The sequence below is a fragment of the Streptosporangium sp. H16 genome, from assembly GCF_051918855.1.
In the GTDB taxonomy this organism is placed as follows: domain Bacteria; phylum Actinomycetota; class Actinomycetes; order Streptosporangiales; family Streptosporangiaceae; genus Streptosporangium.
This window is the reverse complement of the sequence record NZ_JBPXMD010000042.1, coordinates 21,045-35,542: the sequence shown is the minus strand read 5'-3', so window position 1 is coordinate 35,542 and position 14,498 is coordinate 21,045. Positions and strand designations below refer to the sequence as shown.

At 70.2% G+C, this 14,498-nt stretch carries 10 protein-coding genes; 8 read left to right on the top strand and 2 right to left on the bottom strand.

Features of this window, described 5'->3' with window-relative positions; translation table 11 throughout:
• Positions 1-254: 254 nt before the first annotated feature.
• A complete protein-coding gene (locus ACTOQ2_RS38795; protein ID WP_440106203.1) occupies positions 255-614 on the bottom strand; it encodes a PRC-barrel domain containing protein in 360 nt (119 codons plus the stop codon).
• Positions 615-966: 352 nt separating this feature from the next.
• Positions 967-1,185, bottom strand: a complete 219-nt coding sequence (locus tag ACTOQ2_RS38790) for a hypothetical protein (protein ID WP_440106201.1) — start codon at positions 1,183-1,185, stop codon at positions 967-969.
• 574 nt (positions 1,186-1,759) lie between these two features.
• Here ACTOQ2_RS38790 and ACTOQ2_RS38785 point away from each other — a divergent pair.
• The 8 genes from ACTOQ2_RS38785 (at position 1,760) to ACTOQ2_RS38750 (ending at position 14,460) form a co-directional block, all read left to right on the top strand.
• A complete protein-coding gene (locus ACTOQ2_RS38785; RefSeq protein WP_440106199.1) occupies positions 1,760-3,061 on the top strand; it encodes a cellulose binding domain-containing protein in 1,302 nt (433 codons plus the stop codon).
• Between the two features lie 368 nt (positions 3,062-3,429).
• Positions 3,430-4,482 (top strand): ketoacyl-ACP synthase III family protein, encoded by a 1,053-nt coding sequence (locus ACTOQ2_RS38780; RefSeq protein ID WP_440106197.1) that lies wholly within the window; start codon positions 3,430-3,432, stop codon positions 4,480-4,482.
• Positions 4,479-4,763 (top strand): hypothetical protein, encoded by a 285-nt coding sequence (locus tag ACTOQ2_RS38775; protein ID WP_440106195.1) that lies wholly within the window; start codon positions 4,479-4,481, stop codon positions 4,761-4,763. Before ACTOQ2_RS38780 ends, ACTOQ2_RS38775 begins: the two co-directional genes overlap by 4 nt.
• 19 nt (positions 4,764-4,782) lie before the next feature.
• Positions 4,783-5,826: a ketoacyl-ACP synthase III family protein gene (locus ACTOQ2_RS38770; RefSeq protein ID WP_440106192.1), complete on the top strand. Its 1,044-nt coding sequence runs from the start codon at positions 4,783-4,785 to the stop codon at positions 5,824-5,826.
• A 60-nt stretch (positions 5,827-5,886) separates the two neighbouring features.
• Complete coding sequence (locus ACTOQ2_RS38765) at positions 5,887-9,720, top strand: type I polyketide synthase (protein ID WP_440106190.1); 3,834 nt, start codon at positions 5,887-5,889, stop codon at positions 9,718-9,720.
• Between the two features lie 770 nt (positions 9,721-10,490).
• Positions 10,491-11,840, top strand: a complete 1,350-nt coding sequence (locus ACTOQ2_RS38760; protein ID WP_440106188.1) for a pectate lyase family protein — start codon at positions 10,491-10,493, stop codon at positions 11,838-11,840.
• Between the two features lie 449 nt (positions 11,841-12,289).
• Entirely contained in the window at positions 12,290-13,810 is a 1,521-nt protein-coding gene (locus ACTOQ2_RS38755; protein ID WP_440106186.1) for a condensation domain-containing protein, read from the top strand.
• A gap of 122 nt (positions 13,811-13,932) precedes the next feature.
• Positions 13,933-14,460: a VOC family protein gene (locus ACTOQ2_RS38750; RefSeq protein ID WP_440106184.1), complete on the top strand. Its 528-nt coding sequence runs from the start codon at positions 13,933-13,935 to the stop codon at positions 14,458-14,460.
• Positions 14,461-14,498 lie beyond the last annotated feature (38 nt).

The following is a 14,498-nucleotide window of genomic DNA, read 5'->3' as shown; positions in this document are numbered from 1 at the left end:
TTCGCCACGTCGATCGTGTTGACCGCCCCGGGAGACGCGTGCCGGGCCCGATGGACGATCCCTGCGGGCGGGAGACCCGTTCCGGTTCCCGTCCGGGGAGGCCCTGTGGTTCGCGGATCGCGTCCCCGCCGCCGGACGGCGACGCGACCGCCGGACGGGAGGGCCCCGGTGGCGGGCGGGCTCTCCCGGCTTCGTGCCGTCTCGCCGCCGTGTGCTGTGTGGTGGTGTGGTGCCGTCTCGTCGCCGTACCGGTGTCAGAGGGCGGCGGAGAAGGTGCCGTAGTAACCGCCCAGCTCCTGGCGGTAGACGCTCTGCCGGTACGTCGCCGCGTCGTACTCCGGCGCGTCCTGGATCTCCTGCTTGGTCCGCGAGATGTACATCTTGCGCTCCTGGCGGTCGATCCGGATCACCGTGCTGGCCGGGAGCACGACCTTCCTGCCGGAGAGCCAGGAGCCGACGTCGACCACGACGTAGCTGTCATCGGTCACGTTGCTCTCCTCCTCCACCAGCCCGACCTTGCCGTCGACGGCCTCCACGTCGAAGCCGATGACGCTCATCGTCTCGTCGGGACCGTAAACGCCCTCGCGATAGCTCCACAGTCCTTCGCTCGTCATGTGCGGGCTCTCCTCGTCACAATGTGTGTGGCCCCCCGCCTACCCGTGGCGGCCGAGGTAAACGGTGCATCGGATGGCGGTCTTCCGCCAGGAGGCGGGCCGTACCGCGGGCGAAAACGGGCCCGGAGGATCTTCGTTCGCGCCGAAAGGGCGAGGGGCTCGAAATCCCCTCGCCTTGAGAGCGTTCCCTTGCCGACGAGCCGGGCTGTCAGGTCAGCCGGCGTCGCCTGCCCTCCCGCGAACCCTCCGACGCGGCACGTCCGCAGTTCGCCGGTCACTCCCCGGTCTTCCCGGCACGCGAAATGCCGGTGGACGGTCTTCCTGATCCGGAGGGCGCGTGCGTCTCACGGGGTCACGCGTAGAGGAAGTAATAGCGGTAACGGCTCTCCCACTCGCATGAGTAGTCATCCCACCAGTTCTGGGTGATGCCCAGGGTGCCGACCCGCTCACACTCCGAGTAGTCCCTGAAAACGCCGGCCAACCTCTCGGCGTGCGCCGGGGCGGCACCGATCGTCAGCGACACCCCGAGAACCATGACGGCCGAGACGAGAACAGCGCGTACCTTTCGCATTCGTCCTCCTGTGACTGTGGAGATCATGACGGTGGACATTATCACTCACCACGCGCCAGGAATATTGTCGCGTCCGAATCGATCGAGGAAAGGAGCCGAAACTTCCGGCGGCGTTGTCGCCGGGTGCTCGTGTTTCGCGGGTATTCACCGCCGGCAAAGGCGGTGCCGCTTCCCGGGTCGCCTGTTCTCGGGGGCTCCGGCCGTCGTCCAATTCCAGACATGGCGGCCGTGAAAGGCATCGCAGGCGCGTATCCGACCGCCTGTGCTTGCCATGGATGATCTGTAGTGTCTTCGTACCACATGATCTCTAAAGTACGATTTATGCCGCTTTTCCTGTTCGATGGAAACGACATGCGGAAAACTTTGACCATCGTCACTTACGTGTCATATCGTCGCCCCGCCCATATCGATGTAAGTCGCGGCACTCGAACAGGACGTTGTTCTCACAGGCGCCGCGGTCAGCGCGCTGACCGCGGCTGCCCCGGCGCGGGAGGAGACACGGACGGTCACCGGGGAAGCGGCGATCATCCGACCCGACCGGAGTCGCACCATGCAAGTTCCAATCCGCAGGGCCATGATTGTCGGCATTGCGATGACCATGCTGGCCGCCGTCGGCGTGTCAGTGCCCTTCGCGCCGCCGGCTCACGCCATGCAGGTGATCACTGACATCGCCTACGCGCCCGCACAACCCGCCGGCAGCAGGGGGCATCTGCTGGACCTGCACCTGCCGTCCACCGGCATCACGCCCCGGCCGCTGATCATCTGGCACACCGGCTCGGCGTGGACGAGCGACGACGGCAAGGCCGGCGCGGACGCGATCGCGGCCATCTTCAACCCTCTGGGCTTCGCCGTGGCCGGCGTCAGCGTCCGCTCCAGCGCTCAGGCGATCTTCCCGGCCCAGGTGCACGACATCAAGGCGGCCATCCGCTGGCTGCGGGCGAACGCCGCCACCTACCAGCTCGACCCCAACCGCTTCGCGATCATGGGCGACTCCTCGGGGGGCTGGCTGACGGAGATGGCCACCCTGTCCGGCGGCGTGGCGGCGATGGAGGGCACCGTCGGCACGACCGGCGTCTCCAGCGCCGTACAGGTGGGGCTCGCCTTCTACAGCCCGACCGACTTCCTGCAGATGAACGCGCAGAACCTGCCGACCGGCGGGCTCGACCACAACTCTCCCGCCTCCCCGGAGTCCCTCCTGGTCGGCTGCCCGATCCAGACCTGCCCTGCCACGGTGGCCCAGGCCAATCCGATGACCTACGTCGACGCCAACGACCCGCCGCTGCTGTTCCTGCACGGCCAGGCCGACTTCCTGGTGCCGCACGGGCAGAGCGTCCTGCTCTACAACAGGATCAAGGCCCAGTGCGGCGACGCCACGTTCGTCTCGGTACCCGCCGCGGACCACATGATGGTCCAGATCATGGACCCCGCCCAGTACGGCCTGCAGACCGTCCGCACCACCACCGACTGCGGCGAGACCGTCGGCACCGGCACGCTGAACCCCACCTGGGCCAACTTCGCGAACTTCCTGCGCGGCGGGCTCAAGATGGGCACCTCCTGCGAGGTCACCTACGCGGCCACCGGGGCCTGGAACGGCGCCTTCAACGGCAACGTGGCCGTCAGGAACACCGGCACGACCCCCGTCGACGACTGGACCCTGACGTGGGCCTGGTCGGGAAACCAGCAGATCACGACCGCCTGGAACGCCGCGGTGACCCAGGTCGGCACCCAGGTGACCGCCCGCGACGTCGGCAGTAACTCCTTCATCGGCCCCGGCTCCAGTCAGAGCCTCGGATTCACGGCGACCGTCACCGGGACGAACGCCATTCCGGCCCAGTTCAAGCTCAACAACACCGTCTGCACGAGAGTGCCCGCCTGAGACGACGCGCCGGGCCCGAGCCGAAACGGTGACGGCCCGGCGCCGTTCTCACGTCGCCCGGATTCTGAAAGTTACATTCGGGGAAACCGCGAGGTGGAGCGGAAAGGCGCATTTCCGAAGGCGAACACGTTCTGTCGAATCCTGATCACGGAATGTCGTCGGCCGGATTACTCGCGTTCATATTGCCTTACCCGATGAACCGCCCCTACTCTTGCCCCTGACGGTTCGCCGACCTATTTTCCGTTGTTTTCATCGACCGGCCGGTACCGCTTGATATCCCGGGGCCCGAAATAAATCGGATAAGCCGCCTTCCGCTGCCCGAAGGCCGTTGTCCGGGATCGTCGATGAGTTGATGAGTTAGGAAACGTGTGCGTACATCCAACATGTTCGTCAGGAGTCTCGGCGCCTATGTGCCTGACAGCGTGAGCGTCGAGCAGGCGGTTCGTGAGGGCTGGTACCCGGCCGAGGAGGTCGAGAGGTTCCAGCAGATCGGCGCGGCGGTGGCCGGCGACATGTCCGCGCCCGAGATGGCGCGGCTCGCGGTCCTGGACGCGTACGAACGCTGGGGTGAGTCCTCCCCGCGCGATCTCGACCTCCTGCTCTACCCCTCGGTCTGGCACCAGGGCCCGAACGGCTGGCAGCCCCAGCACTACCTGCAGATGCACCTCCTCGGCGGGAACGTGCCGGCGTTCGAGATCCGGAGCGGCTGCGTGGGGATGATCAGCTCGCTCGACCTGGCGGCGAGCTATCTGCAGGCCGACGCGGACCGGGAGACGGCCATGGTCGTCTCCTCCGACAACCACGGCACCCCGCTGGTGGACCGCTGGCGGATGACCCCCGGGGCGCTGATCGGCGACGCCGCGGCCGCGCTCGTCCTCGGCAAGGGGTACGGCATGGCCGAGCTCCTGTCGGTGAACGCGACGGTGATCCCGGAGGCCGACGCGGTCAACGACGGCGCCTACCCCCTGTTCCCCCCGGACGCCACCGTCGGCAGAGGGCTGAGCTTCGGGGACCGGCACGAGGAGTTCCGCCAGCGGCTGCTCAAGGCGCAGGGAACCGGGATCCACCTGACGATCCAGAAAACGATGATGCAGCAGGTCGAGCAGACCCTGGACGAGGCAGGGATCGGACTCGCCGACATCACCCGGGTGGCGTTGCCGCACGGCCGCCGCGAGGACCTGGAGGGGCAGATGTCCTGGCTGGGCATCGACGAGGATCAGACGACCTGGGACTACGGCAGGCGCGTGGGCCACTGCGGCGCGGTGGACCAGTTCATCGCCTTCGAGCATCTGGTCGCGACCGGCGGGCTCGTGGCCGGCGATCACCTGCTCATGGTCGGGTTCGGCTCGGGAACGTCCGTCGCCGCGGCGGCGTTCAGGATCCTCTCCACCTCTCCCGTCACGGAAGGGGCACGCGCATGACCGAGCTCCGTCACGGAACGGACACGCGCACGGCCGAGCTCACGCGAAGGCTGGTCGACTTCATCCAGGACAACCTCGTCCAGGACGGCGACGACATCAAGGTCGACGAGACGACCCCGCTCCTGGTGTCGGGTCTCCTGGACTCCCTGCGGACGGCGCGGCTGCTGAACTTCCTCCGCAGGGACGTCGGCGTCCCGGTCCCCGCCGCGAAGCTCGACCCCGAGAACTTCCGGGACGTCGTGACCATCGTGGCGATGGTCAGAGAACTCGAAACCGTCTAGCCGGGGCGAGGGCAGAGTCATGCAGTTGGCGGACACGTACATCAGCGGAGTGGGGGCCTTCCTCCCCCGGACTGTCGTCAGCGTCGAGAAAGCCGTCGCCAAGGGCTGGTACCCGGCCGAGGAGGCCGAGCTGCACAACCTGGCCGGGGCGGTGGTGGCCGGTGACGTACCGGCTCCGGAGATGGCCCTGCACGCGGCGCGGAGCGCGATCAAGCGCAGCGGGCGGGCGCCGGCCGACCTGGATCTCCTCCTGTACGCCTCGACCTGGCACCAGGGACCGGACGGCTGGCCCCCGCACTCCTACCTGCAGCGTCATCTCGTCGGCGGGGACGTCCTGGCCACCGAGATCCGGCAGGGCTGCAACGGGATGTTCATCGGCCTGGAACTCGCGGCCGGCCACCTGGACGCCGCCCCCGGCCGGCAGGCCGCCCTGCTGGTCGCCGCCGACAACTACGGCACCCCGCTGATGGACCGGTGGCGGATGGGCCCCGGCTACGTCGGCGGGGACGCCGCGAGCGCGCTCGTGCTCGCCAAGGGGACGGGTTTCGCGCGCCTGACGTCGGTCTGCACGACGACGGTGACCGAGGCCGAGGAACTGCACCGGGGCAGCGAACCCCTGTTCCCCCCGGGCGTCACGGTCGGACGCAAGATGAGCTTCGCGGCCAGGAACGAGCAGTTCCGGCAGCAGGTCATGTCCAAGGGCGAGGCCACCGCGGCGCTGTTCAAGATCCAGCGGGCGTTGATGGAGGTCGTCGAGCGCGCGCTGGACGAGAGCGGGATCGAGGCCGGCGATCTCACCCGGGTGGCGTTCATGAACTACTCGGAGGAGATCGTCGAACAGCGGTGCATGGCCATGCTCGACCTGCCCATGTCCCGCTCGACCTGGGACTACGGCCGCACCATCGGCCACTGCGGTGCCAGCGACCAGATCCTTTCCCTCGACCACCTGCTCACGACCGGGCAGCTGGGCCCCGGCGACCACATGCTGATGCTCGGCACCGGGCCGGGAGTGACCGTCTCCAGCGCCGTGATCAAGATCATCGACAGTCCTCAGTGGGCCTGAACCGATCCTCAGCGGGCCCGAACCGAAGAGTGGGCTTGAACCGAAGGGAAACGAACACAGATGGCCGACAGTCCGCGCGAAGTCCGGGTGGAACCAGTGGCGGTGATCGGGATCGGATGCCGCCTTCCCGGCGACGTCCGCTCACCGGACGAGTTCTGGGACCTGCTGCGCGCCGGCCGGAACACGACCCGGCCGCTGCCCGCCGAACGCTGGCGCCGGTACGAGAACCGGAGCCCCGAGTACGCCGCCGCGCTGCGTGACGCCGTGCGTCACGGCAGCTTCCTGAGCGACATCGAGGGCTTCGACGCGGAGTTCTTCGGCCTGTCGCCCCGCGAGGCCGAGCTGATGGACCCGCAGCAGCGGATCCTGATGGAGACCGCGTGGGAGGCCCTGGAGCACGCCGGCCTGCCGCCGCACGAGCTGGCCGGCACCGACGCCGGGGTGTTCATGGGAGTCTGCACCGCCGACTACGGGGGCCGCCTCCTGGAGGACCTGCCCCAGATCGAGGCGTGGACCGGGATCGGCGCCGCGACCTGCGCCGTCGCCAACCGCATCTCCTACTCCCTCGACCTGCGCGGACCCAGCATGGCGATCGACACCGCCTGCTCGGCGTCGCTGGTCGCGCTGCACCTGGCCGCGCAGAGCCTGCGGCTCGGCGAGAACGACGTCGCCCTCGCCGGCGGCGTCAACCTGCTGGTCACCCCGGGCCAGACCCTCACGCTCGGCACGGCAGGGGCCCTCGCCCCCGACGGGCGGTCCAAGTCGTTCGACGCGTCGGCCGACGGCTACGGGCGCGGCGAGGGCTGCGGCGTGGTCGTGCTCAAGCGGCTGTCCGACGCGCGGCGCGACGGCGACCGGGTCCTCGCGCTCGTCGTCGGCAGCGCCGTGAACCAGGACGGGCACACCAACGGCATCATGGCGCCGTGCGGGCAGGCCCAGGAACACGTGATGGCCCGGGCCTGCCGGCAGGCGGGCGTCGAGCCGTCCACCGTCGACTACATCGAGGCGCACGGCACCGGCACCCGGCTCGGCGACCCGCTGGAGGCGGGGGCGCTCTCCTCCGTGTACGGCACGGGGCGACCCCCCGGAGACCCGTGCCTCATCGGCTCGGTCAAGTCCAACATCGGTCACCTCGAAGGCGCCGCCGGCATCACCGGCGTCATCAAGGCGGTGCTCGCCCTCGACCGCGGCGAGATCCCCCCGAGCGTGCTGACCAGCCTCAACCCGGCCATCTCGTGGGAGACCTCGGGCCTTCGCGTGGTGACCGAGCAGTCGGCCTGGCCGGAGCGCGACCACCCCAGCCGGGCGGGCGTCTCCAGCTTCGGGTACGGCGGCACGGTCGCGCACATCGTGCTGGAGCAGGCCCCTCCGGCTCGGGAGGCCCGGGAGGTGCCCCGGGAGGAGGCGGCGGGAGAGCGGCTGTTCCCGCTGTCGGCCGCGTCGGAGCAGGCCCTGCGGCAGTACGCGGGCAAGCTCGCCGACCACCTCGGCAACGGGCTCGACCTGGCGTCGGCGGGGCACACGCTGGCGCTCCGGCGCACCCACCTGGCCCGTCGCGCCGTCGTGGTCGGGGCGGACGCGGGCGAGCTGGCGGCCGGCCTGCGCAGGCTCGCGGAGGACGTGCCGGGCGAGGCCGTCCTCACCGGTGACGTGCTGCCCGAGCTCGGCCCCGGGCCGGTCTGGGTCTTCTCCGGGCAGGGCTGCCAGTGGCGCGGGATGGGGCGGGAGCTGCTCGCCGTGCCGGAGTTCGCGTCCCTGGTCGACGAGGTGGAGCCGATCTTCGCCGAGGAGATCGGCTTCTCCCCCCGGCAGGTCCTGGCCGACGGCGATCTCGACACCATCGACCGCGTGCAGACCATGATCTTCGTGATGCAGCTGGGCCTGGCCAGGCTCTGGAACGCGTACGGGGTCGTTCCGAAGGCCGTCATCGGCCACTCCGTCGGCGAGCTCGCGGCGGCGGTGACGGCCGGCGCGATGACCGTCGCCGACGGCGCCCGGCTGATCTGCCGCCGCTCCCGGCTGCTGCGCCAGGCCGAGGGCAAGGGGGCCATGGTGATGGTCGACCTGTCCTTCGAGGAGGCGGCGGAGAGGCTGGCCGGCCGCGGCGACCTGGTGGCCGCGATCGCGTCGGCACCCGGCTCCACCGTGCTGTCCGGCGACGTCGCCGCGGTCGAGGAGGTGGTGAACGAGTGGCCGGTCGAGGGCATCGTGGTGCGGCGGGTGGCGTCGGACGTCGCCTTCCACAGCCCGCACATGGATCCGCTGGCCGTCGAGCTGGCCGCCGCCGTCGCCGATCTCTCGTTCGGGGCGCCGCGCATCCCCATGTACACGACCGCGCTGGCGGACCCCCGGTCGGCGCCCGTCCTGGACGGCGCGTACTGGGCGGCGAACCTCCGCGACCCCGTGCGGCTGGTCGCGGCGACGACGGCCGCGGCGCAGGACGGCCACCGCGTGTTCCTGGAGATCTCCCCCCACCCCGTGGTCGCGCACTCGGTGACCGAGACGCTCTCGGAGAACGGGTTCGAGGACGTGTTCGTCGGCACGTCGCTGCGCCGGAACCAGCCGGAGCCGCTGACCTTCCTCGTCGCGCTGGGCACGGCGCACTGTCACGGCGTCGAGGTGGACTGGAGCCGGCTGCAGCCGTACGGCGGCCTGGCCGATCTGCCGCCGTACGCCTGGCAGCACCGCCGCCACTGGCGCGAATCGTACGTCGAGGACGGCAACCGGGGGCACGACGTGGGCTCCCACGCCCTGCTCGGAGCCGTGAGCAGCCTCGCGGGCAGCCGGACCCGGGTGTGGCGGACCAGCGTGGAGGACGCCAACCGGCCCTACCCGGGCAGCCACGCCCTCAACGGGGTCGAGATCGTGCCCGCCGCCGTGCTGGTCAACACGTTCCTGAACGCGGTCGAGGACGAGGACGTCACGCTCACCGACGTGGAGATGATGCATCCGCTGATGACCGCGGAACGCAGGCAGGTCCAGGTCGTGCACGAGCCTCCGGCAGTACGGCTCGCGGCCCGTACCCCGGCCGGCCCCGACGAGCCGGAACCCGCCTGGCTGGTGCACGTCACCGCGAACGTGGCCGCTCCGGGCCAGGCGAAACCCGACGTGCTGCCGGACGCCGGCGCTCTCACCCCGGTCGATCCCGGGTTCGTGCACAAGCGGCTGGCCACCGTCGGCGTGCCCTCGACGGGCTTCGACTGGACGATCGAGACGCTGCTGGGCGGGGACGGCGTGCTGCGGGCCACTGTCCACACAGCCCGTACCGCCCGCGCCGAGGAACCGGGGAGCTGGGCGCCGGCGCTGGACGCGGCGATGTCCGTGGCGCCCTGCGTGTTCCCCGGCGATCCGGTGCTGCGCATGGTCGTGCACATCGACGAGGTGGTGCTGACCGGTACGCCACCCTCAACGGTGATCATCGACGCGGCCGTGGACCCGGCCGCCGACGACACCGTCCGGGCGCTCCTGGCCGACGTGGACGGCCGGGTGGTGGGACACCTCACGGGACTCCGCTATCCGGTGATCGACGCGCCTGCCCCGGCCGAGGAGGATCTCCGGGGACCCGCTGAGTCGTTCGCCGGGCTGGCGCCCGAGGACCTGCGCGAGCGCGTCCTGCCCGAGGTCCGCGCGGAGATCGCGGCCGTGATGAGGCTGGCCCCCGAGAACCTGGCGACCCGGCGTCCCCTCGTCGAGCAGGGGCTGGACTCGGTGATGACCGTCATGGTCCGGCGGCGCCTGGAGAAGCGCTTCGGCCGCCGTCTCCCCGCGACCCTGCTGTGGCAGCAGCCCACCATCTCCGCGATCGCGGACCACCTGGCGGGGCTTCTCGCGGCTCCGCGACCGGACGCGGCGGCGGAGACCGTTCCCCAGAGCGCGCTCGCGATCGGGGGCTGAGGCCGCCGGCCGGGTGGCCCGGGGGGCGATCCCCCGGGCCACCCGGCCGTCGCGTTCGGCCGGAGCCGGCCGCACCACCCGCCGCGTCCCGGCCGCTCGGCCGCACCACCCGCCGCGTCCCCCGGCCGCCCTCCGCTCCTCGACGTCGACGCAGAAAGGACACGGCGCCCACGGGTTTTCGGCTGCCGATCGTGATAAGCGGACCGCCCGGCTCGGAGAAAACGACACCGGCGCGGCATATCCGCGATGCCTGAATCTTTCTGCCTGCCCTTCGACCGCCGGCGGGTCGGGCGCCTCCTCTCATTCGAATGACGTCCTCCGGTCAGGAACTCTTACGAAAACACTTGAACGGTTGAGCTTCAACGACACTTCTTATGCATTTCGCACGTGTCGTCACCGGCCGCGGCATGAGATCTGTCCATGTTCCGCGCTGATTCGCGTCTCCCGCGGACCGGCGATGAAAGTTTCTTCGATCTCGCGTGTGCCGGCGGGGCCTGAGGGCGAACCGCGGGGGGCCTCGACCGCCGCGTCAAGGGCCCGGCCGAGGGACGGTTCATTCCTCTCACCAGCCAGGAGACGCCGTCGACAGGTGTCGTGGACCTTCGGCCGGATGCGGTGCCTCCCCGCGCCGGGGCGGCCGATCGGATCCGGCCCGGGACCGGCGCCTTGACGTGAGGGTTCAAGTGAACTTGGCTCACCGAAACCACGGGAATGACCTGCGGTTTCAGGGGGCTCGGTTCCGGTCCGGCGCCCAAGAGGGAGGCAAGAGCATGAGCTCGGGAAAACGACACCTGACGATCCTCGGGGGTGCGGCAGGGGCCCTCTGCCTGGCGGCGGGCCTCGTCACGGCGCCGGCCTCAGCGGCGCCGGGCTGCCAGGTCACCTACTCGGTGAGCTCCCAGTGGGACAACGGGTTCGGCGCGAACATCGCGATCACCAATCTGGGCGACCCGCTCACCGGCTGGCAGCTGAAATGGTCGTTTTCGGCCGGACAGGCCGTGACGCAGGGCTGGAACGCGACCTTCTCCCAGAGCGGCAGCGCGGTGACCGCCGCGAACGCCCCCTACAACGGCGACCTGGCGACCGGTGCCGCCACCACGATCGGCTTCAACGGAAGCTGGAGCGGTTCCAACCCGATACCCACCTCCTTCACCCTCAACGGGGTCGCGTGCACGGGTTCGGTCACCGGCTCGCCGTCGCCGAGCCCGTCCCCCAGCCCGACGCCTACCCCGACGCCCACTCCGACCACCTCGCCGCCGCCCAACCCCACCGGCCTGGCCGGCTGGGCGACCCAGGGTGGCGGCACGACGGGCGGTGGCAGTGCGTCCGCCACCACGGTGACGAGCGCGTCGGCCCTGACCAGCGCGGCCTCGGGGACGGGCGCGGCGGTGATCCGGGTGTCGGGCACGATCTCCTGCTCGGGCATGCTGAGGATCGGTTCCAACAAGACGATCATCGGTAACCCCGGCGCGGCGATCGTCGGCTGTGGCCTGAACGTCTCCAACGCCTCCAATGTGATCATCCGGAACCTGACCTTCAGGAACTGGGACGACGACGCGATCAACGTCCAGTACTCGACCCGGGTCTGGATCGACCACAACACGCTGTCCAACGGCTACGACGGCGCCATCGACATCAAGCGCGCCAGCGACTACGTCACCGTGTCGTGGAACCGCCTGTATTCCCACGACAAGGCCATGCTGCTCGGGCACAGCGACGACAACGGCGCCGAGGACAGGGGCCACCTGCGCGTGACCTACCACCACAACTGGCTCGACGGCACCAACCAGCGCAACCCCCGGGTGCGCTTCGGCAACCCGGTGCACGTCTACAACAACTACTACTCCAACGTCAGGGGATACGGGGTCGCCTCCACCGAAGGCGCCGGCGTGCTGGTCGAGGGCAACTACTTCGAGAACGTCCCCGACCCGTACCACCTGGGCGAGGCCGCGTCCGGCCCCGGCACCCTGGTGGCCCGCAACAACTACCTGACCGGTTCCGGCAGCGGGCAGCAAGGCGGCTCGGTGGCCTCCATCCCGTATTCCTACAGCCTTGACGGGGCATCCAGCGTCAAGTCCATCGTCACCTCCGGTGCGGGAGCAGGAAAAATCAATCTCTGAACGGCCGTGAAACGGATTTCCGAAGTCGTTCGGCCCGCCCCGGCCGATGTCCTCGCCCCATGGGGCAGAACCGGGGAAGTGCCGACCAGAGGCCGAAAAGAGAAGGAGCCGGATATCACTTAGCGTCTTGACGCCCCCAATGGCGCTCCTTACCATTCTCCCACTGATATCGGGAGCTGGCCGATCGATGACGAATACCAATGTGGCACTCGATCCAACAATTCAGTCGAGTGCCATATTGGCATGTGTCTCGACGGCAACGTGACGAGCGCGAGGGAGTGGGCTTGAACGAGCCGTTCGGCCGCCGCGGGCATCGCCGGCGCGGAGAGGCGACTCGCCAGGACCATCACTCCCGGCCGGACCGCACGCCGGTGACCGCCGGGGAGCACGCGCCGGGTCCGGTGCGGTCCCCGTGCGAGGCAGACCGCGATGACCGGTAGTGGTCGGAGGTGAATGACCTGAAGGTCTGCTTCTCTGGCTCCCGATCGGGGCGCTGGCCCATCACGGTCGGCCAGAAGAACGTGCTGGAGTGGATCAGTCCGGACCTGCCGGGGCCGGCCGACATCCTGTCGACGATGGTGCGCGTGCCCCGGGGAAGCACCATGGACGCGGTCGGTGCGGCTCTGGGCGCGCTCATCGGCCGCCAGGAGGCGCTGCGGACCCTGTTGCGGGACGGCGAGCAGTTCGTGCACGCGTCGGGAACGCTCGTCGCCGACGTGGTCGAGGCCACGGGCACCGGCCAGGACTGGTTCCCGCCTGGCCGGGCTTTCGATCCCGCCGCCGACTTTCCGGTGAGGGCGAGCGTGGTGACCCGGTCGGGATCTCCGTTCCTGGTCGTCCTGCACGTGTCGCACGTGGCGGCGGACCTGTCGGCGATGACGATCCTGCGCGCCGAACTCGCCGCCCTGCTGGCGGGCCGGCCGCTTCCTGTCGCCGCGTACCACCCCGCCGACCAGGCCGCCTACGAACGCACCCCGGCCGGGCAGCGCCGGCTGGAGGGTTCGGTCAGATACTGGGCCCGCCAGATGGCCGAGAAGCCGTTGTGCGCGCTCGGCATGCCCTTCCGTTTTCCCGGCGCCCGCGGCCATCATCACGTCCTGCTGGGCTCCCGGCCCGCCGCCGAGGCACTGGCCCACGTCGCGGCGAAGACGGGTGCGCGGCCGCCGGCGGTCGTGATGGCCGCGTTCGCGTCGCTCCTGACGAGCTGGACCGGAGCCCCGGGATGCCAGCTGAACTGCCTGTGCAACAACCGTTTCTCCCCGGAGCTGCGTGACTACGTCGGCACGGTGGCCCAGGAGACGATCATTCCATTCAGTGCGTCGCCCTCGTTCCTGCGGTCGGCCTCCCAGACGAACGCCGCGGCCCTGGCCGCCTACAAGTACGGCCGGTACGACCCGGTTCGGCTCTCCGAGGCGCAGGGCGAGGCGGAACGGGCCCGCGGCATGCGCTGCCACCGGGACGTGGTCGTCAACAACACGACCGGCCACTCGCATGTGATCCTGCCGAGTGCCGGCGTGGAACCCGGCACGGGCGACCGCGTGTTCGGCGCCCCCGCGGAGTTCGACATCTACCGGCTGGACGGCAAGCTCGGCTGCGGACTCGGCCTCGACGCCCGCCTGGCCACCGCCGACGAGACCGCCGGCATCCTCGGCGGGGTCGAGCGGCTCATCGTCGCCGCCGCCGACGGCGACGTCGATCCGGCCGGCTTCGGCGTCCCCCCGGCGGAACGGGGGCCGGGCTGGGTACGTGCCCGCTCGTGCTGGGTCGACCTCGCCGGCGTCCAGGCCGCGGCGGACCTCGCCCTCGGCCTCGGCGTCGCGCGGATCGAGGTCGCCGGCGACGAGCTCATCGCCCACGTCGGGCGCGACACCGACGTCTCCGCGGCCGCCAAGGCTGTGCTCGACGCGGTCCTGCGCGAAGGACGCCACGGCGTGGTCACGCCCAGCGACTACGTGCGCGCCGCCGGCTGAGAACGGATCGATCCGGGTGGCGGGCCGGGCGCCCCGCCCGCGAGACGCGCGGCACGGGCGAGACCATTAGAATGCGATTCTAGGATTGGCCGGTCTCCCGGCCCCGACCGCGAGGAGCCCACGTGCACGACGTCTCACCGGAGCTCGGGGCACTTCGGGAACTCGGCGCCGTCTTCGACCACACCGCCGTCGCGGCACCGCGGATCAGGGATCTCCTGCCGGTCTACCGTGACCTGCTGGGCGGGACCTTCCACCGTGGCGGCGACAACCAGCTCGGCGGTTACCGGGCCATGCAGCTCACCTACCCGGGTGGCGGCAAGATCGAGCTGATGGAGCCGCTCGAGGGCTCCACCTTCTTCGACAGCTTCTTCGAGCTGACGCGCGGCCGGGGCGGCGTGCACCACCTCAACTTCCACGTGGGCGACATCGACCTGGCGGTCTCCCTGCTCACCGAGCGCGGCTACCGCCTGCACGGCCTCAACCTGGGCGACCCGAGGTGGCGTGAGGTGTTCCTGCACCCCAAGGAGGCCCACGGCGTGCTGATCCAGCTCGCGCAGCCGGGTCCGCGCGACTCCGTACCCGTCCCCTCCCTCGACGACGTGCTGGCCGGACGCGGATTCCGCGGCAACGGGATTCCCAGCCCCGCCTGAACACGGAACCATCATCGGACAGGACGGGTTCCGGAGCC